The sequence below is a fragment of the Marinococcus halotolerans DSM 16375 genome, from assembly GCF_000420725.1.
Lineage (GTDB): Bacteria > Bacillota > Bacilli > Bacillales > Marinococcaceae > Marinococcus > Marinococcus halotolerans.
The window spans coordinates 40724-63503 of the sequence record NZ_ATVM01000015.1 but is presented as its reverse complement, the minus strand read 5'-3'; the positions used below and the strand labels follow the sequence as shown (position 1 = coordinate 63503).

Here is a 22780-nt window from a genome sequence, read left to right as displayed (position 1 = left end):
ATTGTTAAGGTAATACTTCTTTTAGTTACCTGCTAACAGGAAATAGTAAACATTTGTAACCGGATGCACCTGAAAATGGCATAAAAAAACTGCCCGGAGTTTCCAGACAGTTCAATCTTTCTATTTAGTTCCGGATAATAATATAAATCAGGTAAATAATATATGCGGCTGCAAGAACGCCGCCTTCCCGGCGGCCGATTCTGAAATTGGTTCTCGAAAAAACGAGCAGCAGCACGGTCAGAATAATCATAAGCGAAATGTCCATAAAAATTTTGCTTTCTACTGCAAGTGGAGAGATGACGGAAGCGGCACCGAGTACAAAGAAAATGTTAAAAATATTGCTTCCGACAATATTGCCGATCGCTATGTCTGTTTCTTTTTTAATCGCCGCTGTAATAGATGTAATCAGCTCGGGCAAAGATGTTCCAATGGCAACGATAGTTAGCCCAACCAGCGTTTCACTCATCCCAAAAGCAAGCGCAATTTCAGTCGCGCCGTCGACCACCAGGTCCCCGCCGAAAATGATGGCCGCAAGACCGCCGACCGTCAGCAGTATATTTTTTGTCCACGGAGCAGCTGGAGCGCTCATTTGGTCACTGGCCTGGGCAGCCCGGTTTCTTCTGGCCACTTCAAATATATAATATAAAAACACGGTAAAAAACAACAGGAACACAAAGCCATCACTGCGTGTGATTACATTTTCACTAAGTGCCTGAAGAGCCGTGTCACTCATTAGAATAAGAAGTGCCACCCCTGCGAGCAGCGTAAATGGAATCTCTTTTCTTACTGTTTCATTTTCGACAGCAAGCGGGGCGATTAAAGCAGTAACGCCAATCACCAGCGTAATGTTGAAAATATTACTTCCAATTACGTTACCAAGGGCAACGCCAGCGTTGCCGTCCAAAGCAGCAATAACACTCACCGTCGCTTCCGGCGAGCTTGTGCCAAAGGCCACAATCGTCAGCCCGATTAAAAGTGGGGAAACCTTTAAATTACCGGCAATGTTCGAGGCGCCGTCCACAAAAAAGTCGGCTCCTTTAATCAAAAGCGCAAAACCAATGAATAACAACAGATACGACAACCGCTTCACCCTCACTTTGATGTACTTGATAAAAAACTATTGTAATGCCCGCAAAGAAATTCCGGCTCTCTCGGCTGGATATGTACTCTGCTGTTATTTTTCTGGAAAAAGGCTGAGTCTTCACGCTGGTAAACCTATACTTACGCCAGGATATCAGATGCATCTGTTACATTCTCAGGGGAGTCCCGGTTTAACATGTAAGTTACCCGTTTTCGTATATTGCTCCAACTCCAGCGATTGCGTGCAATCTCTTCCTTTTATTATACCCAATATCATTAAAATTTCCTATAAATTATAGCTGCTTCAATCTAAGTTAATTTAGGATTTTATTTCCATTTCTTCTCTATATTTTATTCAACATTCATTTATAAAAAGGGTCCATTGGATTTTTTCCAATGGACCCTTAGTGTATATTTGCAGCCGTGGCAAATCTTTAACTATTCGACAGTTACACTTTTAGCCAGGTTTCGTGGCTTATCCACATCGCAGCCGCGGTGCATTGCTGCGTAGTAAGAGATAAGCTGCAGTGGAATGACCGAAACGATTGGAGTCATCACTTCATGCATATCCGGAAGCACGATATTATCGCCTTCCTGGTGATTTGTTTCTGAAGCAATCACGCACGATTTCGCACCGCGGGCCACTACTTCCTGCAGATTGCCGCGTGTATTTAAATTCACGTGGTTCTGTGTCGTTACAGCAATGACCGGTGTGCCTTCTTCAATCAAAGCAATTGTACCGTGCTTCAGCTCGCCTCCGGCAAACCCTTCAGCCTGAATATATGAAATTTCTTTCAGCTTTAATGCGCCTTCAAGCACCACATGATAGTCAAGTGCACGTCCGATAAAGAAGCAGTTGCGCGTTTCACTCAAATATTCTTTTGCAATGCCTTCCATAACATCTTTTTGGTCACAAAGCGTCTCCATGGCGTTAGCCGCGAGCCCCAACTGCTGAATAGCATTAAAATCAGATTCAATGCCGCGGGCCCGGGCAATGTCCATAGCAAGAATCGACATTACCGCCATCTGAGCAGTGTATGCTTTCGTTGAAGCAACTGCAATCTCAGGACCGGCGTACGTATGCAGCGTAAAATCAGCCTCACGGGATAGCGTGGAGCCGGGTACATTCGTAATCGTGATCGAAGGATGACCCTGTTTTTTCACATTGACGAGCACCCCGCGACTGTCCGCGGTTTCCCCGCTTTGGGAAATAAAGATAAATAACGGCTTTTCGGAAAGAAGCGGCTGGTTATACAAAAACTCGCTCGCGATGTGTACTTCCACCGGCTTCTGTCCGACCTTTTCGATCATTTCTTTACCTACGAGTCCGGCATGATAGCTTGTGCCGGCTGCGAGAATATAAATGCGGTCAGAATAATTAATCGCCGCACGAATATCTTCTTCAAGCTTAATGTCGCCGTCTTCGTCCTGATACTTCTGGATAATGTTACGAATAACAAATGGCTGTTCATCAATTTCCTTGAGCATAAAGTGATCATAAGTGCCCTTTTCGGTGTCAGACTCGTCAATGTCTGTCACAAAAGGCTCGCGGGTCTGAACGGTGCCTTCCAGATCTTTTACCTGCACAGAATCGCGTGTCACGATAACGACTTCTTCATCCATAATTTCAATAAACTGCTTTGTTGTGTGAAGCATTGCCATTGCATCCGAAGCAATAACGTTTTTCCCTTCTCCTAAACCAACGAGGAGCGGGCTCTTATTTTTTCCGACATAGATGGTTTCTTCATCATCGTTGTCGATTAATGCCAAAGCGTAGGATCCTTTTAGAAGAGCCAGAGTACGCCGGAAGGCAGCTTCTGTTTTAAGCCCTTCCTGGTTGAACTTCTCTACAAGCTGCACGATAATTTCCGTATCAGTCTGGCTGCGAAGAGACACTCTGTCAAGGTAATGCTGCTGGAGCTGTTGATAGTTCTCAATGACACCGTTGTGTACAAGCGTAAAGCGGCCGCTGATGCTTTGATGCGGATGCGCATTGTCCCGGCTCGGTGCCCCGTGTGTCGCCCAGCGCGTATGGCCGATCCCGATGGTTCCGGAAGCCTGGCCGTTTACCGTTTCTTCGAGAGCGGCAATGCGTCCTTTTTCCTTGTATACACTAACGCCGTCATTATCTACTACCGCTATACCCGCAGAGTCATAACCCCGATATTCGAGCTTATGAAGCCCCTTTAACAAAATGTCCGACGCCTGCTCGTTTCCAATATATCCTACAATTCCACACATACGTGGATACCCTCCTATAACCGGCGGGGCATAAGCATATGTCGCGGGACATTTACTGATGCCCCACTCGTCTCGTTTAATTTTTTATTGATGTTGTTTTCGCGGGTGCTCTTTCGCGATTTCATTTACTAGTTTCATGCCTGTGTCCTGGCCTTTAGCCACGAAGTCGCCTTCATGATTTAAGCCAGCACTTTCAGCTGAGACATGCAGCCGGGAGGCATCCGCCGATTACTCGATAAACCTCCACCTCGTCAACTGTTCTGTTTTTCGTTCCAAAACAGTCCAAGCGCTTTCAATAATGAAACTTTACTCCTGCTCCTTTCTTCACTAGATTTATACATAATAATACGCTATCTGCTTGCTGTAATCAATTGTGAAATTGTGAAATTTTTTCATGCAAATATGTATATTTCCTATTTTTAAGAAACGCTTAATATTAGTCGCAATCTGCGTGAAAAAGTTACGCCACGTATTTATGTTGCCGGAAATAATTTATTTTAAACTTAAAAAGCCGGGGGATGGCCCCCCGGCACGTCATAATTATTTATCGAGGCCCATCTCTGCCTGAACTACATCAGCAATTTCTTTTACGTAATTGTTGCACAGCTCTTCTGTTTCAGCCTCCGCCATCACCCGGACGAGCGGCTCAGTGCCGGAAGGGCGCACAAGGATTCTCCCTTTGTCACCGGTTTCCGCTTCAATCCGGTCTATTACTTCTTTAACCTTTGGATTATTTTCCACCTCGTATTTATCCGTTACGCGGACGTTGACCAGCTTTTGAGGAAATCTCGGCATTTCAGCAGCAAGCTCCGATAATTTTTTGCCTGATTTTTTCACCATATCCACAAGCTGCAGTGCGCTTAGCATTCCATCCCCTGTGGTGGTCAAATCAAGGAAAATCAGGTGCCCGGATTGCTCTCCGCCCAGGCTGTATCCATTTGCCCGCATTTCTTCCATGACGTGACGGTCGCCCACTTTTGTCTGCACCGTTTCCACATCAATCTCCTGCAGGGCTTTATGAAGGCCGATATTGCTCATAATCGTCGTTACTACCGTGTTTTTGTTCAGCATCAGCTCCTGCTTCAGGTGCTTGCCGCAGATATACATAATCTGGTCGCCATCAACAATGTTTCCGTTCTCATCTACAGCAATCAGCCGGTCCGCATCGCCGTCAAAGGCAAGACCGAGGTCCGCTCCTTTTTCAACGACGAAAGCAGCCAGGGCTTCCGGATGTGTGGAGCCGACTCCCTCGTTAATATTAATTCCGTCCGGGTTGTTCCCAATAGTAGAAATATCAGCCTCAAGATCTGCCATTAAATGCGGAGCTAAGGAAGAGGCGGCCCCATTCGCGCAGTCAAGAGCTATATGCAGGCTCGAGAAGTCCTCACTGACTGTATTCTTCAAAAACTGGAGATATTTCTGACGGCCTTCAAAATAATCATTAACGCTTCCAAGCTGTCCCCCCACCGGACGTGGCATCTGGTCGTCTCCTTCGAGGTGGCGCTCGATTTCCGCTTCCTGGTCGTCGTTCAGCTTGAAGCCATCGGCTCCGAAAAACTTGATACCGTTATCTGCCACCGGGTTATGCGAAGCGGAAATCATAATTCCCGCCTGAGCGCTGACTGCCTTCGTTAAATATGCCACTCCCGGCGTGGTAATGGTTCCAAGACGCATCACTTCCACCCCGATGGAAAGAAGCCCGGCGACCATCGCTCCTTCAAGCATTTCCCCGCTGATCCGGGTGTCTTTACCTATTAATACTTTGGGTTGTTCATGATCTTTCGTTAACAAATAACCGCCCGCACGTCCGAGCCGGAAAGCAAATTCCGGCGTCAGCTCCGTATTGGCAACGCCCCTGACTCCATCTGTACCAAAGTATTTCCCCATGGTTAAATCTCTCCTTTATTCTTACACAATTCCCTGATGGTGTTTACTGCTGTTCCCCGTTCGTCTCAGTATTCTCTTCTGCAGGAACTTCTTCTTCATTCTCTGCAGGAGTTTCTTCTGTATCTTCGGTTCCGCCTTCTTCATTGTCTCCGGTTTCTGTTTCCGGCTCTGTTTCTGTATCATTATCCTGTTCGTTGGACCCGCTGCCATTTTCTCCGCCTTCTGCCCCGTCATCCTGACCGGGAGGATCACCCTCCCCGTCATTTTGACCAGACTCTTCAGGCTCTTCCGGCGTTTCATTTTGCTGCTCTTGTGGCGTTTCATTTTCCGGCTCTGGTTCTTCTTCCGTTTCCTCTCCGCTTCCTTCCTGCTGAAGAGTTACTTCCACATTCTCTCTGGCTGGAGAAATCTGCACCCCTTCCGGGCCGCCCGCTTCTACGGGAAGAATGTAGGATTCTTCACTGGAGGAGCCGCTGCCGCTCCAAAGAGCCTCCAATGTAATGTCTTCGGCCCTGACACCTTCAAGCGAACCAGCCTCTCCATATAGTTGTACATCCATTTGGCCTGATGGAGGATTCACCCAGCTGGTCGATGCCCCTGAAGGTAAATTCACGATAGAAATAGGGACGTTTTCAAGTGTAGCCTGTTCTTCCCCCTCTATCGTCACAGAGGCGCTTAAATTTTCAGGGTTTGTCCGTTGGATGCCGTCCGGAAGCTGTACATCCAGTTCATACGTGCCGCTTTCACTAATTTCATTCAAGTCGAGAGCCGCATTAATGCTTTCTGTATTCCGCACTGCTTCTTCGCTGCCGTAAATAGTTACTGCTTCCTCGGAAGCTGTGACTTCACTAATTGCTGCATCTGCACTCAAGCTGCCCGTGCGCTCTACGTTCACCGGCACTTCTTTTGAAGGAGCATCAGCAGACAACTCCACTGATGCTTCCTGCGGTTCTGTATTTACATCCAGCTCATTGCCCTCCGTATCGAGCGCCACTATCGGAAAGTTTCCATTGATGTCTCCATCTGCTTCAGATACATCCACTTGGGCCACGACCCGGTCAATTTGTTCAATAATAGTGCCGGCCCCGCTCACCGTCACTTCCTCAGGGCTGACGGTCGGGTTCCCAAAAGAAAACTCTTCATTCTGATCTTCATTCAAAATCTGTGTTTCAAGCGGAAAGGTCGTTTCCTGCTTTTCTTCAAGCGTCACCGTCGCGTACTCCGGTGACGGAGTTACTTCCAGGTCTGTAGGGAAGTCACGGTGGCTTACCTGAACGTTATGGGTTCCGGCGCCCAGATTTTGCATGTCTAAATATAATTCGTAGCTGTCCGACCGGGACAGGCGGAACAGCATAATAGCCGTCTGCGAGCCGGCCAGCGTTACATCTGCGTTTTCGGTCATATTTGTAATCGCATACTCTTCTTCATTGTATTCCGGTGTAATGTTCACATCTTCGATTGTATATGTCTGATCCTCACCGTCCGGCACGACGCCGGCGTTATTTACTGTAGGGTCCATATTCACAATTAAGTAAAGCATAACGGCAAAAGCAAGAGAGATAAAGCGGACAAACCACTTGTTTGCAAAAAGTCTATCCATCCTTTTTCCCTCCCCACTGCCAAATACTGGATGAATTGTTTTCTGCCATCAAATCCTTTTCAAGCATTTTACGGAGGGTTTCCTCATCAACATCACGGTGAAGATCTCCGTTTTTGGTAATCGAAATACTGCCGGTTTCCTCTGAGACAGCCAGTGTGAGTGCGTCCGTTACTTCACTCACTCCAAGAGCAGCGCGGTGCCTTGTGCCCAGCTCCTTTGAAATAAAAGGGTTTTCTGATAGAGGAAGATAGCAGGCAGCGGCAGCTATTTTGTTTTCTCTCATCACTACCGCTCCGTCGTGAAGCGGAGTGTTCGGAATAAAGGTGTTAATCAGAAGTTCTGATGTAATGTTTGCATCCATAGAAATGCCGGTTTCAATGTAATCATTCATTCCTGTTTCACGTTCGATGGAAATCAGCGCCCCGATGCGCCTCTTCGCCATATACTTTGTTGATTTCATAATGGCATCAATGGTTTTTAACGTTTCATCTTCTTCCACATAAGAAGCTCTTCCAAAGAGCCTTCCCCTGCCGAGCTGTTCAAGGGCACGCCGGAGTTCCGGCTGAAAGATAATAATAATTGCAAGCAGTCCATATGTAACCGAGTTTCCCATAATCCATTGAAGCGTCCGCAGACCAAAAAAACTGCTTATAAACCAAACAGCTAAAATAACGGCAATGCCTTTTACCAGCTGGACGGCCCGAGTGCCCCGGATAATCGTGATCGCTTTGTAAATGACATACGCCACCAGCGATATGTCTACGACAATTCGTATGATGTTAAGTAAATCGAAATCTTGTCCAGCAAACATGGCACTTCCTCCAATTGGTTCTATCCCGTAAGCAAAGTAACGGTTATATTATATCACAATCACTTCTATTCTCTGCGTGCTTTATTCGGATTTCCGGCAAATTTTATTATACAGTTTGCCGCTAGAATAATATACAAACAGCAGCACGCTCTGCTGAAAGCCTGCTGCTGTTTATGAACGCCAGTATTATGCCGCTTCGTCATCATCCATATGCCAGGCTTCCTGACTTATCCGTTTCGTATGGTACCAGATCCATTCAAGCACCTGGTCCACTTCCTCGATATTGCCGGAAACACTCCCGGCCGAAGCCATGTAGGGTTCCCCGTTAATCACCGTAAGGTCCCCATTTACGTTTCCGTGTACATCAACTTCTCCGTTTCGAACGGTTAAATCCCCCTGAACCGTTTCATCCTCCGGTATGATTACTGCCTTGTTATCGTAATCAATATTTACATTCTCCCGGTCGCCAGTAACCGTCATCTCAGCCCCCGACTGATCATTCCAGGCAAACAGCACGCTTGAAGCCATCAGCACAATAAACATGGAAACTGCAACCAGCACTGGATGCTGCCTGGACCATGATTTCCAGGCTTTCCGTTTTCTTTTCTTAGGCAGTTCTTTCATGATGCTGTCGGTAAACGTTTCTGGAGCCCAAACGTGCGAAGTTCCCTGCACTATTGTCACTGTCCGCTTCAACTCCTGGAGACGGTGCGCACATTCCGGATTTTCTTTGATGTACGTATGGAACTTTTCTTTTTCACTTTCATCCATATCACCGTCAATGTAGCGCTGGATGTACTCTTCCTCCCGCTCGTTTAAAGCCATGGTCCCACCCCCCTCATTCACGTGTTCCCCAAATGTTTTCTTAAAGCTTCGCGCCCCCTGTGCACATGCGTTTTCACCGTATTTTCGGGAAGCTCCAGTATGTCACTGATTTCCTGAATCGAAAGATCTTCAATGTAGCGAAGGACGATAGCTGTCCGGTATTTCGGGGGAAGCTTCAATATTCCTTCCTGCACCCATTCCTGCATTTCCATCGTCACGACTTGTTCATCCGGCAGCTTGTCTGGCGAAGAAAGCTGCGAATATCCATCAAGGCCCTCCGCTCCGGGTATTTCTGCGTCCAGGGAATAATCCGGTTTTTTCTTACGAAGACGGTCAATGCAAAGATTTGTAGTAATACGGAAAAGCCAGGTGGAGAATTTTCTATTTTCATCATAGCTTTCAATATTGGCATATGCTCTTAAAAAAGCTTCCTGAGCCATATCCTGAGCTTCATAGGCATTGCCCACCATCCGGTAGGCGATTTGATATACCTTGTCTTTATACAAATCAACCAGTTCCCGGAAAGCGTCCTGATCCCCGTCTTTTTTCACTTCTTTCACTAGCCGTTTCACTGTTGCATCCATTTGGCGACCTCCACCTCGTGGGACTATACATACGTTCAATGGGTCTATCCGTTTCATTTATTTAACAGCATTCGGCTGCTTAACCCATCTTTATTATGGTAATTTTTTCAATTCAGCCAATTGTAACATGATTTCGCTCCCCTATCTTTATCCATATTACTATTTATGCACCCTCTAGAACCATAGTCACATTTTGGAAAATATGGCATAAATACCTTTGAAAATGAGGTAAAATGGGTAATAATGTAAACACGAATAAAATAGGAGGTGAAGAACGTTTGTCTCAACAATATTTACGGCAGGAGATAGAACAAACAAGAGACAGACTCCATCAACTGACTTCCGATCATACGGCTTCCCTGATTTCGGATGATGTCCTGGCTTTAAGTAAGGAACTCGATGTTCTTTTAAATAAATATGAGCTTATATCCCGTAGAACTCTTATGCACTCTTCCTAAATGCATAAGAGTTTTTCTATGTCCGCGTATTCTACCATGATTCTTCAAGACATTCACCCCTGGGAGATTTAAATTCTTAAAATGGACATAAAAAAATCAGCCCATCAGGCTGAATACGTTCGTGTTGTTTGGTGGAGCCTAGCGGGATCGAACCGCTGACCTCCTGCGTGCAAGGCAGGCGCTCTCCCAGCTGAGCTAAGGCCCCCTGAGCATATTTGATATAACAAAAATGGAGCGGGTGATGGGAATCGAACCCACGACATCAGCTTGGAAGGCTGAGGTTTTACCACTAAACTACACCCGCACAATCTATATACAAATCAATATTATTCATACTATCACTGCTTACCCTGCTCGTCAAATAATGGAGCGGAAGACGGGATTCGAACCCGCGACCCCCACCTTGGCAAGGTGGTGTTCTACCACTGAACTACTTCCGCAGTTCAAAGCATGAAAATTACAATGGTGAGCCATGGAGGATTCGAACCTCCGACCCTCTGATTAAAAGTCAGATGCTCTACCAACTGAGCTAATGGCTCGTATAAATGGTGGAGGGGGACGGATTCGAACCGCCGAACCCGAAGGAGCGGATTTACAGTCCGCCGCGTTTGGCCAACTTCGCTACCCCTCCACATATGGTGCCGGCCAGAGGACTTGAACCCCCAACCTACTGATTACAAGTCAGTTGCTCTACCAATTGAGCTAGACCGGCGTGTGGAAAACCTGATATATGCCTCCCGGCAAAAACAGCTTTATGTATGGTGACCCGTACGGGATTCGAACCCGTGTTACCGCCGTGAAAGGGCGGTGTCTTAACCACTTGACCAACGGGCCATAAACTGCATGAAGCTTTTCTTTCATTGCTACAGTAAAGTATTTTAAAGCATTTTTTTCTCTCTTGCAACCAAATTACTATATTCAAAAAAGTTTGATATTTTCCCGTTTTATTCTGTCGGCATATAAAAAGCCGGCCCTTCTATCAGGCCGGCTGAACAATTATTACCGATTGGATGATGTTCCTGTTTTTGTGCCGCCTTTGCTGCCCTGGCCGCTTTGAAGAGAAAACAGGTTGGAATCGATCGAAAACGTCAGTCTTTCTCTTTCCCGTTTCCGCTTTAACGCCAATTGAATCAGCTGGTGAATCAATTCGCTGTAGCTTTTTCCAGCCGGATCCCAGAGATAGAAGGAAAGCGAGCCCGGGATCGTATTGATTTCATTCACAAATACTGTTTCGGTACTGTCCTCAATCAGGAAATCAATTCGGGAGACACCACTGCATCCAAGAATTTGGAACGTGTCCTTGGCAAGCTCCCGTACTTCACCTGCTTTTTCTTCAGTGATGGGCGCCGGAATCTCCCGGTCTGTCGCTTCCATCCCCTTGGAAGAACTTCCGTTTTTGCCGCCCTGGTATTTGTCCTTATAGCTCAATATTTCATCTGTTTTGAGTACCTTTTCGATTACCGACGCTTCCACATCTTCGTAGTCACCTACAACAGAGCAGTTCACCTCTGTCATACCTTCGAGCATTTTTTCCACTAGAATTTTTCCTGCGAATTCAGTGGCTTCCTCAACCGCCTGCTCCAATTCCTGCCGGTTTTTTGCCGTGCCGATACCGACGCTTGAGCCAAGGTTAGCCGGCTTTACAATTACCGGATACGGAACACTTTCTTCAATCATGGCAATAACACTTTCAGTATCCTCTGCCCAGTGGTTGCTGTAGAACCATACATCATTTAGTACCGGCAGACGGGAGTCTCTCAAAATCTGTTTCATCATCACCTTGTCCATACCCACGGCCGAAGAGGCTACATCGCAGCCGACATAAGGCAGACCGTAAAGCTCAAACAGCCCCTGAAGCGCGCCGTCTTCGCCGAACGTTCCGTGAACAATTGGAAAAGCAACATCAATGGCTGCCACTTCTTTTTTGCCGAATTTAGGTGCAGGCTTTTTCTGAAGCACTACATTGTCTTCCTCACCGTATGTGATCAGCACCTGCTGAGCTTCGTTCAATAATTTCGACATGTCTTTGTAGGCTTCAATGTCCCTTAAAATATCACCGGTGTACCATTTGCGTTCTTTACTGATATAAATCGGGACAATTTCGTACCGGTCTTCATCCATGGATTCCATAGCCTGTACAGCTGAAATGACAGAAACCTCGTGTTCGACAGATATGCCCCCGAAAAATACTCCTATTCTCGTTTTCATATTATTCCACTCCCTATGTCTTTACTCGTTGAATGAATCCGGAAGGTCATTTTCAAGCAGTACCACGGATGGCTGGGTCGCGATTTCGTTCATTTTTGCCAGGGCGTCCTGAAGATCGGAGGCAACGTACAGCTGCTCTTCTGGATAATTTTTTTCTTTTAATCCGTCCTGAAGCGGCACCGTCTGTTTCTTCCCGACCAAAATAATGAAATCACACGCATCTGCCATGTAAGTACCGAGCGCTTTATTTAATTCATATTCTTTTTCCCCAAGCTCAATCATCCCCGGGGTTATGGCAATTTTGTATTCCGGCATATGACTTAATACTTCCATGGCCATCTTAGAGCCAACCGGATTGGAATTAAAGCTGTCATCAACAATCGTAATGTTACCGTTCGTTTTTTTCAGCTCCAGACGGTGTTCCACCGGCTGAGCCTTCCGCAGCGCTCTCGCTATTTTTTCAAACGAAATGCCCTTCTCAGAACCAATAGCCACGGCTGCTAAAATATTATAAATATTATGGCGGCCGAGCAGCTTGGTCTGAATCTCTGCAGTGGTCCCGTCATATTTTACCACGGTAAATGTCGTCCCTTTGGAAGAGTATCCAATATTTTTAGCCCGGTAATGCAGATCTTCGGCATCGATGCCGTAGTAAATTGTCCGGCACTGATTCTGCTGCTCGTAGCTCATAATGTTTTCATCGTCTTTGTTCACAAAAGCAGTACCTTCCTGTGGAAGCGTTTCGACAATTTCAAATTTGGTTTTTTTAATATTATCGAGCGTTTTGAATGTTTCGAGATGCTGCTCGCCTACCGCAGTTAAAACGCCGTACCGCTGGTGCACAATGTCACAGATTTCTTCGATGTCTCCCGGCCTTTTCGCACCCATCTCAGCAATAAAGATTTCGTGGTACGGCTTTAGCATCGTCCGGATCGTTTTCGTCACACCCATCGGTGTATTGTAGCTTTCCGGCGTCATCAGCGTATTAAATTCAGAGGAAAGCACTGTTTCAAGCATATGCTTTGTGCTTGTCTTTCCGTAGCTTCCCGTGATGCCTATTACTTCAAGGTCCGGCATCGATTTGATAATTCGCTCTGCATCATTGACGTAATGCTGGCTGATTTTTCGTTCCATTGGATAGTTAATATAGTTTGCGCCCATCGTAATAAAATACGTAAGGATCGTCGCGATGACTGTTAAAAACACGAGCCATCCATACGTATAAAATAAAGCCGTGTTACCGAGCAAAAGACCTGCTGCAGTAAACAGCGCGAAGAGAATACCGATCGTGATAAACAGCCGTTTCACCCGTGCCGTGACTACCAGCGCCTTCTTTTCCTTCAGCTTCGGCATAGTCAGAGCCATAAATAGAAAGTAAAGAAAGCCAATAATCAGTCCCAGTGCTTCTGCTCCGAACAGAAACGGCACAACAGCTACAAGCCCGATCGTGTTCCGGATCGGAAATGCCCTTGAAGCATGGCTTTTAATCCATCCCCAGAAGCGCTCGTTCTTGTAGGAATTCTGCTGGAGCATATGTGTGCTTCGTTTCGTAAAGCGCACAGTGTAAAATGCCCAAGCCGCCAGGTATAAAATTGCTAATATAGTGTTAATCATGCTGTGCGGCCTCCTGCTCTTCGTTTCTTAAAAAGTGGTCAATAATGATTAAAAACTCATTTAAATTGTCAATGTACGAATAATGGCCGGCCCCGCGCAATACCACAAGACCCGCATTTGGCATTTTCTGTTCCATGATCCTGGCGTCTGATACAGGAGTAGCCTCATCATTTTCTCCCCATACGAGCAGCACTGGAGGCGTAACATGCTCAAAATGGTGCTGGAGGTCTTCATTGACCACCTTCACCATCGTCTGCTGCATCACACCGGAAACATTTTGATAATCCGCCGACCCCACCCGGCCTTTAACTTTATCGAGAATTTCCTGCTCCCGGCTTTTTAATCCAGGCAGCTTCAGCAGCTTTTTAAAGGTTTTGTACGTATATACTTTCACGTAATATTTCAGCTTTCGTTTTGGCTTTACGCCCGCGCTGTCCACCAGAATAATTTTTTTCACCGGGTTGTCTGCTGCGTACTTGATCGAAACCCGGCCTCCGAAGGAGTGTCCGATAAGAATCGGGTTTTCTATGCCAGTTTTCTGCAGCCATTTTTTCAACATTTCGGTGTAGTCACCGACCGTCCAGGATTCAGGCGGCTCCCCGCTTTGACCAAAGCCCGGAAAATCAATCGACCAGACCCGGAAGTTTTTTTCAAGCGATTGATGCACGGGGGCAAATGCTTGAATGTTTGCGCCCCATCCATGTAATAAGACGACATCTTCCCCTTCGCCGGACACATGGTAGTTCACGTTAACCCCATCTATATCTATATACACAGTGAGACTCTCCTATTCTAATTTTTCTATAGTCTGCATGAGGCAGACCTGTCATTTATAGCCGTACCCTATGTAATAAGTCTTTATAATACAGTAAAAAGTCAGCTGAGACACACTTCTCAATGATTTTTCGTATACACAAATCCACCACTTTATATTATCACATAATCTTAAAGACGAGAATGACGACTTTGTGATTCAACGAGGCACCGGTGCAGCTTCGTTCATTATATTTGTCTCCGGGTTTTGTTTCAGTTAGTATATGATAGTTCCATACAAAACCAAATTCCCTGAAACTAACAATAGAAAGCGTGAATTTTTATGACGAATGAATCCTTACATGTTGGCCCGGCCCAGAAAAAGAAGCTTATTTTTCTGGTGGCTCTGATTTTAACCATTGCGGTTATGAACGGCACCATGTTTAACGTGGCCATTCCGGATATCCAGTCGTACTTCGGCATCTCTTCCTCCCAGGTCAGCTGGGTACTTACCTCGTACATTATGGTCTACGCTATCGGGGCCCTGATGTACGGAAAACTAGCAGACTTTTATTCCATTAAAGCTCTGCTCACCTTTGGCATCATTCTTTTTGCCGCCGGGGCCACGCTCGGCCTTTTTTCTCAAAGCTTTGCCATGCTTCTCGTCGCCCGGGTGCTTCAGGCGGCAGGCGGAGCAACCATTCCCGCACTCGGGTTTGTGATACCTGCCCGCTTTTTCCCGGAGGATAAAGGCCGGGTATTTGGCCTGATTTCCTCCACAGTAGCCTTTGCTTCGGGCGTCGGGCCAATTGTTGGCGGGCTGCTCGGGGGGTGGCTCAGCTGGCGTTATTTGTTCTTATTTTCTATTCTATCGCTTTTAGCTCTCCCTTTTCTTAGAAAATGGCTGCCGGATGAAGAAAAACGTTCCGGGTTTATCGATTATTTAGGTGCTGCTCTTTTCGGGGTGGCAATAGCCGGAATTTTATTGTTTGTTACTACTCTTCAATGGAGCTTTCTTCTTCTATTTATCGTTTTCATGGCTGTTTTCGCTGTCCGGACGGCAAAAGCGGACGATCCATTTATACGCCCGTCCCTTTTGAGAAACAAATACTATACGGTTACTATTTTGACGAGTTTTCTCGGCGTCTGCAGCATGTTCGGCCTTTTGTTTATCATTCCGCTGATGACCAGAGAGCTGTATGAACTTTCCACTACGCAGATCGGCCTTGTTATCTTTCCGGGAGCAATCCTTGCCGGCTTTCTCGGACGCACCGGGGGCGACCTTGCGGACCGCCACGGACCAAAGGTAGTCGTTATCGCCGCCCTGGTTTTCATTGCTTTTGGAACCATGCTGCTTTCCGGATTTGCCGGCGTTTCCGCGGTCGCTGTTTCTGTTGTCCTGATTATTGCTTATATAGGATTCCCACTCATTCAGAGCTCGACCGCCAACATTTTGTCTTCTGTTCTTGAAGACAATGAAACAGGCGTCGGCATCGGTATGTTCAACCTGATGAACTTCATGGCCGGAGCTTTCAGCAGTGCCATCTTTGGAGCTGTGCTCGGAATTCAGGGCGTGACCACTTCGTTGAACCCGTTTGCTTCCGGAGGCAGCAGCGCCATTTATTCCAACGTTTACCTCGCTTTGACCCTGATTTCCTTATTTGCCCTTGCCATGTTTACGTACACCTTCCGTGCCTTCCGGGTCGAACCCCGGTCGTAGAAGAACCCCGAATAAAGAGTCCGGCCCGGCGCCGGTCTCTTTTTTGCTATAATAGATAAAATCAAACTGAAAGGAGCGACTGCCTGTGCAGAGACGCCGTGTATCCGTAAGCGATTTAGCCTATGAAGCTTTAAAGCAAAACATCATTGAATTTCATTATTCCCCGGGGCAGGCGCTTCGCGAGGAACAGTTAACTGAAGAAATCGCAGTAAGCCGTACGCCGCTCCGTCAGGCTCTCTACCGTCTCGAGCTCGAAGGATTAATTGTAAAAAAAGCGAATGGCCGTATGGAAGTCCAGGCGCTCAGTATTGAAGAAGCCGTCGATATTTTTGCCGTCCGGGAAGCGCTCGAAGGGCTTGTGGCTAAAGAAGCTGCCATGCGGGCCTCCACTGAATCTGTAGCAGCTATGAAAGAGGCGCTTCTGCATATGGCTGAGGCAGATGAACGATTTACTTCCATTACCTACGGCAGCCGCTTCCATCATTTATTGTATGAACACGCTTCGCCCACCGCGGTCCAGTTTTTAAACCAGCTGAACAGTCGCCTCGAAAGATACCGGCGACTCAGTGGCTACCGCCACCCAGAATATACAATCGACACTCCAGTATCTGAACACGAAAAAATACTCGGCGCTATCGAACAAAAAGACGGCCCGGCGGCTGAGTATTACATGCGTGCCCATATTCGCAGAAGTCTCTCTTCTACGAAAGAAACGCTTGAATTTCATATTTCTTCTTCCTAGGAGTTTGGCGAAAAGGGTTTTGCCTTTTTCCAAATAATTGTATACAATTATACAAAGAAGCAACTTATATTTTTAACCGTTTTTGAAAACGCTTTAAAAATAAAGGAGGCACCACTATGTCTGCAGAAAACGAGTACAGCCCCGGCCTTGAAGGGGTTATTGCTGCCGAGACATCAATTTCCTATCTTGATGTCGAGCAGGAACAAATTGTTATACGCGGCTACGACCTTATTGAACTAGCGGAAAATCGTCATTTTTTGGATGTTGCTCATTTGCTTCTCTACGGCTCTCTTCCAAAAACAGTAGAGAAGGAATCGTTTCAGGACCGCCTTTATCAACAGCTCGAGCTGCCGGAAGCCCTCACTTCGTCCTTTTCATTGTTTCCTGCTTCGATGAGCGCCATGGATATGCTGCGTACCGGTATTTCCATGCTCGCCGGCTCAGAGGAGCACATGCATGATCATTCTCTAGAAGCCAATCAAAAAAAAGCGGAAAAACTGCTAGGTGCTATCCCTGCCATTATGGCCGGCAGTTATCGTACACAGCAGCAGGAAGCGCTGATACCTCCAGACCCTTCCATGTCTTTTAGTGCCAACATGCTTCACATGCTCACCGGGAGAACGCCAACAGCATTGGAAACCGACGTGTTTGACCAGTCGCTTGTGGCTTATATTGAGCATGAAATGCCAAACTCAACATTCGCAGCCCGGGTGATTGCCTCCACCCAGGCCGATATGTATGGTGCCTTTACGGGCGCAGTGGCTTCTCTGAAAGGACCGCTGCACGGTGGCGCCAACGAAGCCGTTATGCATCTGCTGCTTGAAGCCGGCACCCCGGACGGAGTGGAGCGTCTTTTCCGGGAAAAGCTGGCTAACAAAGAACGCATCATGGGATTTGGCCACCGGGTGTATATGAAAAAAATGGACCCGCGTGCCCAGCTGATGAAAAAATCGCTGCACCGACTCGCTGAAAAACAGGATCGTATGGACCTGTATGATATGTGCGTACGCGGTGAAGAGCTGATTGCAGAAGAAAAAGGACTGCATCCGAACCTCGACTACTACGCAGCGCCGGTGTATTATCTGCTCGGCATCCCGATCGATCTGTATACGCCTATCTTTTTTGCATCACGGGCCGCCGGACTCGGAGCTCATGTGATCGAGCAGCACAGCAATAACCGCTTGTTCCGCCCGAGAGTCAACTACACCGGCCCACGGGGCATCACGTTAACCTAAAGGAGGAAATGAAAATGAACCAGACAATGCAGCAGACGGATGCTTTACTGACCGACATCGCCGACTATGTATATGACCAGGATATTTCAAGCAGTGAGGCGTATGATACCGCCCGCTATGTATTAATGGATACGTTAGGGGCAGGAATCCTGGCGTTAAGATACCCGGAGTGCACCAAGCATCTCGGACCTATTGTGCCGGGCACTATCGTCCCGAACGGCGCACGCATGCCAGGCACCCAGTTTGAACTCGACCCGGTGCATGCTGCTTTTAATATCGGCTGCGCGATCCGCTGGCTCGATTATAACGATACATGGCTTGCCAAAGAATGGGGCCACCCTTCCGATAACCTCGGGGGCATTCTTGCCACCGCCGACTATTTAAGCCGAAAGCGCGTGGCAGAAGGCAAAAATCCCCTCACGATGCACGACGTTTTAACCGCCATGGTAAAAGCCCATGAAATTCAGGGGTCCATCGCTTTAAACCACAGCTTTAACCGGGTCGGGCTCGACCACGTACTTCTCGTTAAAATAGCTACCACGGCGGTGGTTACCCACATGCTCGGCGGCAGTAAGCAGGAAATGATCAACGCGCTTTCCAACGCCTGGGTGGATAATTCCAGTCTCCGCACCTACCGCCATTATCCTAACGCCGGCTCCCGTAAATCATGGGCCGCCGGTGACGCCACCAGCCGTGGTGTCCGTCTCGCCTTAATGGCTGTGAAGGGGGAGATGGGGTATGCTACCGCTCTTTCTGCTAAAGGCTGGGGCTTTCAGGATGTAATGATGAACGGCGAGGAGCTTTCTGTGCCGAAAATGGATGCTTATGTGATGGAACACGTCCTGTTCAAAGTCTCCTTCCCGGCTGAATTCCATGCCCAAACTGCTGTGGAAGCCGCGATTGAATTGCACGGGGAGGTAAAAGAACGGCTGCAGGATATTGAGCGCATCGATATTGTCACTCATGAAGCTGCCATCCGTATTATCGATAAAACCGGCCCGCTGCAAAACCCTGCAGACCGTGATCACTGCCTGCAGTATATGACAGCCGTCGGTTTGATCTTCGGCCGGCTTGACGCTGATCACTATGAAGATTCCGCTGCCGCAAATCCTGTGATTGACCAGCTCCGGAACAAAATGATCGTTAAAGAAAACAAACAGTACACCGGGGATTATCTGGATCCATCCAAGCGTTCCATTCCCAACCAGGTGCAGGTACACTTTATGGACGGTACAAGCACAGACCCAGTAGAAGTGGAATACCCGCTCGGCCACCAGCGCCGCCGGGAAGAAGCCAAGCCGCAGATTATCGAAAAATGCCGGCAGAATCTAAATGCCCACTATCCGCCGAAACAGGCCGCCCTGCTTCTGGAACAAATGCTCGATTATGACCGGCTGACAGAAACTCCTGTTCATCATTTTATGTCAGACTGGGTTTACTAAAAGGAGGAACTACATTGAGTTGGTTAACCGAAGAACCTGTTTCCCAAAAGGAACTCGCCCAATTATTTCGTGACCGTATTAAGCAGAAGCCGGCGGTAAAAATTCCCGGCGTTCATGACAGCATGTCTGCACTGATCGCCAGAAACACCGGCTTTGATATTTTATATCTATCCGGCGCTGCCTATACAGCGAGCCGGGGACTGCCGGACCTTGGCATCATTCATTCCCATGAAGTCGCTGAACGGGCCCGGGATATTGTGCGAGCAGCAAAGCTCCCTCTGCTAGTTGACATTGATACCGGTTTTGGGGGAGTACTCGACGTAGCACGCACCGCTCGGGAAATGACCGAAGCCGGGGTGGCCGCCGTACAGATTGAAGACCAGGAACTTCCGAAAAAATGCGGCCATTTAAACGGAAAAAAATTAGTTTCCGCCGAAGAAATGGTGCAGAAAATCAAAGTCATCAAAGAAGTTGCTCCGACGCTCGCCGTTATTGCCCGCACAGACGCCAAGGGCGTGGAAGGTATGGATGCAGCTATGGAACGGGCCGCCCTGTACCAGGAAGCCGGCGCAGACGGCATCTTCCCGGAAGCTCTCTCCGCAGAGGAGGATTTCCGACGGGCCGGAGAGAGTCTCTCCAGCACGCCGCTGCTCGCTAACATGACCGAGTTTGGCCGCACCCCTTATTATCATGCGGACCAGTTCGAATCATGGGGATTTAATATGATTATCTATCCGGTTACTTCCCTGCGGGCCGCAGCCAAAGCCGTTGAACGAGTTTTTCAGGAAATTCATGATAAAGGCACCCAAAAGGATATGCTTGAGGATATGCAGACGCGCGAAGAGCTGTACCGCACGATTTCGTATTACGATTACGAAGCTTTAGATGAAAAGATCGCAAAAACTGAGCTGCCGACAATCGATGAAAATTAAAAAATAAAGCCTGGGGAAGCCCCCAGGCTTTATTTGTCTTCTTCGCTGTTTGATGAATCTTTTTCGAACTCTTCCCCGTAATATTGTTCCATCACCCAGTCGTTTTCGTGAAGCGTTCCCGCTAAATCTTCCCCTACATACCGTACGTGCCAGGGCTCATACTGATAGCCGGTAATCTCCGTTTTATCCTTAGGATAGCGGATTACAAAGCCGTATTCATGCGCATTTTCTTCAAGCCATTCTCCCTCTTTTGTGTCACCGAGATCTGTCGTTAACGAATAGCCGACGGATGCAGCACTCACGTCCATCGCCAGGCCACTTTGATGCTCACTCTCCCCGGCCCTTGCACTATATTTATTCGCCTCTTCTTCCCCGTCTTTTTCCGCGTTAGCGGCAAATATACTTTCCTGACGGTCATACGAACGGTATCCCGACACAGCCGAAAGCTCAATCTCCTCCTCTTCAGCCTTCGCGAACATGTTCTCAAGCTGCACTGCCGGCTCCTCTCTCATATACTTTTTCTGAGGCTCTCCTTCAAATGGAAAAGCCACATCCGGAATTACCAGGTTTTCCGGTTCATAGTCTGACGGCAGATGATACTCCCGGTTAATTAAAGCATCTACAGCCGCGGGGTTCTTTAAATCCCCGTTTTCTTCGGTCTCTGGTGCATCCTCTCCTGCATCTGACTGTCCGTCATTTTCTGCTTCCTCTGTATTCTCTTCTGCATTGTTCTTTGTTGCTTCCTGACTATCTTCGTTGTTTTCCTTAGAAGCACCCGAAGAGGTTTCTTCAGCTTCATCAGTTCCGTTCTCTTCGCCCCCGTTATTGGCACAGCCGGAGCTGACCAGGAGCCCCGACATTCCTGCAACCATCATCCATTTTTTCATCATGGGCATCCTTTCCTGCCATCAAGGCGGTTATTCATATGTTTAGTATTTACAAGTCTGCTTGTCTAGTTAATTATTCCTTACTTCCTCATGAATTTTTCCATCCGTCTTTATGTTAGCATCTCAAGCACCGATATAAACAGTAGAATCAAACATAAAGGGATTGATACGTATGGATAAGGCATCAATCATCGGTATTATTATAGCTTTCGCAGCTATCATGAGCGGTATCGCCATTAAAGGGATGGAGCTCATTTCTTTGCTGAACCCGGCCGCTTTATTGATTATTTTTGGAGGCACAATCGCCACCGTAGTGATTGCTTTCCCTGGTAACGAATTAAAAAACGTGCCGAAGCTTTTCGGTGTTTTATTTAAAAACCAAAACGAATGGAGCGTCGCGCAGCTTGTTCCCATGTTCTCCAGCTGGGCGCAGACAGCAAGAAAGGAAGGTCTTCTGGCTCTCGAAGGGGATGTTCAAGACATTCAGGACCCCTTTCTCCGTAATGGCATGACGATGGCGGTGGACGGGCAGAATTCAGATTTTATCCGTGACATTATGAGCGAAGAGCTGGAAGCCATTGAATCCCGTCATCAAACAGGCGTTTCTATTTTTACCCAGGCAGGAACCTACGCTCCCACACTCGGCGTGCTCGGTGCTGTAGTCGGTCTCATTGCGGCGCTTGCCGACATGTCTGATATCGATAAACTCGGAGAAGCGATCAGTGCTGCCTTCGTTGCCACCCTTCTCGGTATTTTCACCGGCTATGTGCTCTGGCACCCTTTTGCCAATAAACTTAAGCGCAAATCCAAGCACGAAATCCATGTCCGCAGCGTCATGATTGAAGGGGTATTATCGGTGCAGGAGGGACAGCCGCCAAAAACGATTGAACAAAAGCTTCTAATGTACGTGCCGGCGAAGGATCGCGAAAAGATTATGGAAGCAGCCCAGGAAACCGAATGGAAGGAAGGTACCGAAAATGGCTAGGCGGCGGAAGCGGAAAAAGGAAGAGGAAGAACACGTCAGTGAAGCGTGGCTTCTTCCCTACGCAGACCTCCTGACACTGCTGCTTGCGCTGTTTATTGTGTTATTTGCATCAAGTGAAGTGGACGCCCGAAAATTTGACCAGATCTCCGATTCCTTTAACTCTGTTTTCACAGGCGGAAGCGGTATTAATGAATCCGGAAGCTCTGTCGAAGAGCTGAATGCCGAAGACAATATTGATGAAAGCCCTCCAACAGCGATCGAAGAGGCAGAGGACCAAAACGAACTTGCCGAGCTTCAGGAAAGAGTGGAAGGCTTTATTGATGAACGGGGGCTTGAAGGCCAGTTTACGACCCGACTCTCTGATGATGGGCTGCTCCTCTCTATTAAAGACAATATTTTATTTAATGTTGGTGAAGCAGAAATACGCAAAGAAGCTCTTGAAACGGCCGAGGATATGTCCGAGCTGCTGGTACTAAACCCTCCGCGCAACATTATTATCAGTGGCCATACGGATGACACCCCTATCGCAAATGCAGACTTCAGCACAAACTGGGAACTCAGCGTCATGCGGGCAGTGCATTTTATGGAAATTGTGCTCGAAAATCCTGACCTCGACCCAAGAGACTTCAGTGCCAAGGGGTTCGGCGAGTTTGAGCCGGTTGCTTCTAATGATACCGAAGAGGGCCGTGCCCAGAACAGGCGCGTGGAGGTATTGATTCTTCCACGTAATCAAAACGACTCCTCTGAATAAGAACTACCCAACCAAAAACTGGCTG

At 47.6% G+C, this 22780-nt stretch carries 19 protein-coding genes and 7 tRNA genes; 8 read left to right on the top strand and 18 right to left on the bottom strand.

Annotated features, from left to right (window positions below; translation table 11 throughout):
- Positions 1-124 precede the first annotated feature (124 nt).
- From G548_RS0111440 to sigW, 7 genes are all read right to left on the bottom strand, one after another.
- Positions 125-1081 carry a calcium/sodium antiporter gene (locus tag G548_RS0111440; RefSeq protein WP_022794293.1) on the bottom strand — a complete coding sequence of 319 codons (957 nt, stop codon included), beginning with the start codon at positions 1079-1081 and terminating at the stop codon, positions 125-127.
- Positions 1082-1518: 437 nt separating this feature from the next.
- A complete protein-coding gene (gene glmS / locus G548_RS0111435; RefSeq protein WP_022794292.1) occupies positions 1519-3321 on the bottom strand; it encodes a glutamine--fructose-6-phosphate transaminase (isomerizing) in 1803 nt (600 codons plus the stop codon).
- Between the two features lie 540 nt (positions 3322-3861).
- Complete coding sequence (gene glmM / locus G548_RS0111430) at positions 3862-5208, bottom strand: phosphoglucosamine mutase (protein ID WP_022794291.1); 1347 nt, start codon at positions 5206-5208, stop codon at positions 3862-3864.
- Positions 5209-5251: 43 nt separating this feature from the next.
- A complete protein-coding gene (locus G548_RS0111425; protein WP_022794290.1) occupies positions 5252-6808 on the bottom strand; it encodes a CdaR family protein in 1557 nt (518 codons plus the stop codon).
- Positions 6801-7619, bottom strand: coding sequence for a diadenylate cyclase CdaA (cdaA, locus tag G548_RS0111420; protein WP_022794289.1), 819 nt, complete (start codon positions 7617-7619; stop codon positions 6801-6803). Before cdaA ends, G548_RS0111425 begins: the two co-directional genes overlap by 8 nt.
- A 186-nt stretch (positions 7620-7805) precedes the next feature.
- Complete coding sequence (locus G548_RS18030) at positions 7806-8444, bottom strand: anti-sigma factor family protein (RefSeq protein ID WP_022794288.1); 639 nt, start codon at positions 8442-8444, stop codon at positions 7806-7808.
- A 17-nt stretch (positions 8445-8461) separates the two neighbouring features.
- Complete coding sequence (gene sigW, locus G548_RS0111410; RefSeq protein WP_022794287.1) at positions 8462-9028, bottom strand: RNA polymerase sigma factor SigW; 567 nt, start codon at positions 9026-9028, stop codon at positions 8462-8464.
- A gap of 233 nt (positions 9029-9261) precedes the next feature.
- Between sigW and G548_RS19710 the strand changes: the two genes are divergently transcribed.
- Positions 9262-9486: an aspartyl-phosphate phosphatase Spo0E family protein gene (locus G548_RS19710; RefSeq protein ID WP_084687339.1), complete on the top strand. Its 225-nt coding sequence runs from the start codon at positions 9262-9264 to the stop codon at positions 9484-9486.
- 129 nt (positions 9487-9615) lie between these two features.
- Here the strand turns inward: G548_RS19710 and G548_RS0111400 are convergent.
- From G548_RS0111400 to G548_RS0111355, 10 genes are all read right to left on the bottom strand, one after another.
- Positions 9616-9691, bottom strand: a tRNA-Ala gene (locus G548_RS0111400).
- Between the two features lie 25 nt (positions 9692-9716).
- A tRNA-Gly gene (locus G548_RS0111395) sits at positions 9717-9790 on the bottom strand.
- Positions 9791-9851: 61 nt separating this feature from the next.
- A tRNA-Gly gene (locus G548_RS0111390) sits at positions 9852-9926 on the bottom strand.
- 23 nt (positions 9927-9949) lie between these two features.
- Positions 9950-10025, bottom strand: a tRNA-Lys gene (locus G548_RS0111385).
- A 7-nt stretch (positions 10026-10032) separates the two neighbouring features.
- Positions 10033-10117 (bottom strand) — tRNA-Tyr (locus G548_RS0111380).
- Positions 10118-10122: 5 nt separating this feature from the next.
- Positions 10123-10198 (bottom strand) — tRNA-Thr (locus tag G548_RS0111375).
- A gap of 47 nt (positions 10199-10245) precedes the next feature.
- A tRNA-Glu gene (locus G548_RS0111370) sits at positions 10246-10320 on the bottom strand.
- 165 nt (positions 10321-10485) lie between these two features.
- On the bottom strand, positions 10486-11694 hold the full coding sequence (locus G548_RS0111365; RefSeq protein ID WP_022794285.1) for a D-alanine--D-alanine ligase family protein: 1209 nt from the start codon (positions 11692-11694) through the stop codon (positions 10486-10488).
- A 21-nt stretch (positions 11695-11715) separates the two neighbouring features.
- Positions 11716-13308: a Mur ligase family protein gene (locus G548_RS0111360; RefSeq protein WP_022794284.1), complete on the bottom strand. Its 1593-nt coding sequence runs from the start codon at positions 13306-13308 to the stop codon at positions 11716-11718.
- A complete protein-coding gene (locus G548_RS0111355) occupies positions 13301-14083 on the bottom strand; it encodes an alpha/beta fold hydrolase (RefSeq protein WP_022794283.1) in 783 nt (260 codons plus the stop codon). Before G548_RS0111355 ends, G548_RS0111360 begins: the two co-directional genes overlap by 8 nt.
- A gap of 321 nt (positions 14084-14404) precedes the next feature.
- Here G548_RS0111355 and G548_RS18025 point away from each other — a divergent pair, with 321 nt between their 5' ends.
- The 5 genes from G548_RS18025 to prpB all read left to right on the top strand — a co-directional run bounded on the left by G548_RS18025 (position 14405) and on the right by prpB (position 20132).
- Positions 14405-15781: an MFS transporter gene (locus tag G548_RS18025; RefSeq protein ID WP_022794282.1), complete on the top strand. Its 1377-nt coding sequence runs from the start codon at positions 14405-14407 to the stop codon at positions 15779-15781.
- An 85-nt stretch (positions 15782-15866) separates the two neighbouring features.
- Positions 15867-16523 (top strand): GntR family transcriptional regulator, encoded by a 657-nt coding sequence (locus G548_RS0111345; protein ID WP_022794281.1) that lies wholly within the window; start codon positions 15867-15869, stop codon positions 16521-16523.
- Positions 16524-16639: 116 nt separating this feature from the next.
- Positions 16640-17758: a citrate synthase gene (gene mmgD, locus G548_RS0111340; protein WP_022794280.1), complete on the top strand. Its 1119-nt coding sequence runs from the start codon at positions 16640-16642 to the stop codon at positions 17756-17758.
- 8 nt (positions 17759-17766) lie between these two features.
- Entirely contained in the window at positions 17767-19200 is a 1434-nt protein-coding gene (locus G548_RS0111335) for a bifunctional 2-methylcitrate dehydratase/aconitate hydratase (RefSeq protein WP_027847372.1), read from the top strand.
- A gap of 14 nt (positions 19201-19214) precedes the next feature.
- Complete coding sequence (gene prpB, locus G548_RS0111330) at positions 19215-20132, top strand: methylisocitrate lyase (protein ID WP_022794278.1); 918 nt, start codon at positions 19215-19217, stop codon at positions 20130-20132.
- A gap of 29 nt (positions 20133-20161) precedes the next feature.
- Here prpB and G548_RS0111325 read toward each other — a convergent pair whose 3' ends face one another.
- On the bottom strand, positions 20162-21019 hold the full coding sequence (locus G548_RS0111325) for a M15 family metallopeptidase (protein ID WP_022794277.1): 858 nt from the start codon (positions 21017-21019) through the stop codon (positions 20162-20164).
- A gap of 172 nt (positions 21020-21191) precedes the next feature.
- Here G548_RS0111325 and motA point away from each other — a divergent pair, with 172 nt between their 5' ends.
- Both motA and motB read left to right on the top strand, forming a co-directional pair.
- On the top strand, positions 21192-22004 hold the full coding sequence (gene motA, locus G548_RS0111320; RefSeq protein WP_022794276.1) for a flagellar motor stator protein MotA: 813 nt from the start codon (positions 21192-21194) through the stop codon (positions 22002-22004).
- A complete protein-coding gene (motB, locus tag G548_RS0111315) occupies positions 21997-22755 on the top strand; it encodes a flagellar motor protein MotB (protein ID WP_022794275.1) in 759 nt (252 codons plus the stop codon). Before motA ends, motB begins: the two co-directional genes overlap by 8 nt.
- The last annotated feature ends 25 nt before the right edge of the window (positions 22756-22780 follow it).

Coding starts and splice junctions, on each gene's coding strand:
- motA (WP_022794276.1), top strand. CDS start 21,192: ATGGATAAGGCATCAATCATCGGTATTATTATAGCTTTCGCAGCTATC.
- motB (WP_022794275.1), top strand. CDS start 21,997: ATGGCTAGGCGGCGGAAGCGGAAAAAGGAAGAGGAAGAACACGTCAGT.
- G548_RS0111360 (WP_022794284.1), bottom strand. CDS start 13,308: ATGATTAACACTATATTAGCAATTTTATACCTGGCGGCTTGGGCATTT.
- glmM (WP_022794291.1), bottom strand. CDS start 5,208: ATGGGGAAATACTTTGGTACAGATGGAGTCAGGGGCGTTGCCAATACG.
- G548_RS0111365 (WP_022794285.1), bottom strand. CDS start 11,694: ATGAAAACGAGAATAGGAGTATTTTTCGGGGGCATATCTGTCGAACAC.
- G548_RS19710 (WP_084687339.1), top strand. CDS start 9,262: ATGGGTAATAATGTAAACACGAATAAAATAGGAGGTGAAGAACGTTTG.
- G548_RS0111425 (WP_022794290.1), bottom strand. CDS start 6,808: ATGGATAGACTTTTTGCAAACAAGTGGTTTGTCCGCTTTATCTCTCTT.
- G548_RS0111335 (WP_027847372.1), top strand. CDS start 17,767: ATGAAAATGAACCAGACAATGCAGCAGACGGATGCTTTACTGACCGAC.
- G548_RS18030 (WP_022794288.1), bottom strand. CDS start 8,444: ATGGCTTTAAACGAGCGGGAGGAAGAGTACATCCAGCGCTACATTGAC.
- mmgD (WP_022794280.1), top strand. CDS start 16,640: ATGTCTGCAGAAAACGAGTACAGCCCCGGCCTTGAAGGGGTTATTGCT.
- G548_RS0111325 (WP_022794277.1), bottom strand. CDS start 21,019: ATGAAAAAATGGATGATGGTTGCAGGAATGTCGGGGCTCCTGGTCAGC.
- sigW (WP_022794287.1), bottom strand. CDS start 9,028: ATGGATGCAACAGTGAAACGGCTAGTGAAAGAAGTGAAAAAAGACGGG.
- glmS (WP_022794292.1), bottom strand. CDS start 3,321: ATGTGTGGAATTGTAGGATATATTGGAAACGAGCAGGCGTCGGACATT.
- G548_RS18025 (WP_022794282.1), top strand. CDS start 14,405: ATGACGAATGAATCCTTACATGTTGGCCCGGCCCAGAAAAAGAAGCTT.
- cdaA (WP_022794289.1), bottom strand. CDS start 7,619: ATGTTTGCTGGACAAGATTTCGATTTACTTAACATCATACGAATTGTC.